General features: G+C 46.9%; 9 tRNA genes and 1 rRNA gene. All 10 read right to left on the reverse strand.

Annotated elements, in window-relative coordinates:
- Nucleotides 1-191: 191 nt before the first annotated feature.
- Nucleotides 192-266 (reverse strand) — tRNA-Ala (locus ACVBAX_RS25260).
- A 16-nt stretch (nt 267-282) separates the two neighbouring features.
- Nucleotides 283-359: transfer RNA gene (locus tag ACVBAX_RS25265), tRNA-Pro, on the reverse strand.
- Nucleotides 360-371: 12 nt separating this feature from the next.
- Nucleotides 372-448, reverse strand: a tRNA-Arg gene (locus ACVBAX_RS25270).
- Nucleotides 449-512: 64 nt separating this feature from the next.
- A tRNA-Leu gene (locus ACVBAX_RS25275) sits at nt 513-601 on the reverse strand.
- 10 nt (nt 602-611) lie between these two features.
- Nucleotides 612-686, reverse strand: a tRNA-Gly gene (locus ACVBAX_RS25280).
- Between the two features lie 34 nt (nt 687-720).
- Nucleotides 721-805 (reverse strand) — tRNA-Leu (locus tag ACVBAX_RS25285).
- Nucleotides 806-835: 30 nt separating this feature from the next.
- A tRNA-Lys gene (locus ACVBAX_RS25290) sits at nt 836-911 on the reverse strand.
- An 8-nt stretch (nt 912-919) separates the two neighbouring features.
- Nucleotides 920-995, reverse strand: a tRNA-Thr gene (locus tag ACVBAX_RS25295).
- A gap of 66 nt (nt 996-1,061) precedes the next feature.
- Nucleotides 1,062-1,137: transfer RNA gene (locus ACVBAX_RS25300), tRNA-Val, on the reverse strand.
- Between the two features lie 8 nt (nt 1,138-1,145).
- Nucleotides 1,146-1,261, reverse strand: a 5S ribosomal RNA gene (gene rrf / locus ACVBAX_RS25305).
- Nucleotides 1,262-1,269 lie beyond the last annotated feature (8 nt).

Genomic DNA, 1,269 nt, shown 5'->3' on the forward strand with positions numbered 1-1,269 from the left:
GCCAGGATCAAACTCTCCAATAAAGAGTAAGATTAGCTCTTAAAGTTAAAACGTTGGCTAGTGTATTTTCAACACTAATCATTTTTTTGTTGACGTATGATTTGTTTAGTTTTCAAAGAACAATTACCACTTCGTTTAGAAGCGACTTTACTATATTAACAGCACTCAATTGTGTTGTCAATAGTTTTTTTTGGTGGAGCCTAGCGGGATCGAACCGCTGACCTCCTGCGTGCAAGGCAGGCGCTCTCCCAGCAAGCTAAGGCCCCATAAATATAAAGTTAGTGGTCGGGAAGACAGGATTCGAACCTGCGACCCCTTGGTCCCAAACCAAGTGCTCTACCAAGCTGAGCTACTCCCCGTTAAATCAAATATGGCGCGCCCGAAAGGAGTCGAACCCATAACCTTCTGATCCGTAGTCAGACGCTCTATCCAATTGAGCTACGGGCGCATGCATTGTAATATTACTTATATTAGTGTGTTAAGGACAGCTATTTTGCAAGCGCAAAAAGCTTTGGTGCCGAGGACCGGAATCGAACCGGTACGGTAGTCACCTACCGCAGGATTTTAAGTCCTGTGCGTCTGCCAGTTCCGCCACCCCGGCAAGTACGTTCTGGAGCGGAAGACGGGATTCGAACCCGCGACCCCAACCTTGGCAAGGTTGTATTCTACCACTGAACTACTTCCGCATATAGAAAGTTATTTTACTAGTGTAAAAAACTATGGTGCGGGTGAAGGGAGTCGAACCCCCACGCCTTGCGGCGCTAGATCCTAAGTCTAGTGCGTCTGCCAATTCCGCCACACCCGCATATTGATAAGTTATATTACTGAAGAAAAATGGTGAGCCATGAAGGACTCGAACCTTCGACCCTCTGATTAAAAGTCAGATGCTCTACCGACTGAGCTAATGGCTCGGTATAAGTGGTGCCGGTGAGAGGACTTGAACCCCCAACCTACTGATTACAAGTCAGTTGCTCTACCAATTGAGCTACGCCGGCAATTAATAATTATTTTTTTCACTTTCATGAGTGATGGATAGTTATTTTCACTTCGTTAAAAAACTTTGGTGGAGGATGACGGGATCGAACCGCCGACCCCCTGCTTGTAAGGCAGGTGCTCTCCCAGCTGAGCTAATCCTCCATATATATGCCTAGCGACGTCCTACTCTCACAGAGGGAAACCCTCAACTACCATCGGCGCTGAAAAGCTTAACTTCCGTGTTCGGTATGGGAACGGGTGTGACCTTTTCGCTATCGCCACTAGACCAGTATT

Source organism: Robertmurraya sp. GLU-23, from assembly GCF_052983275.1.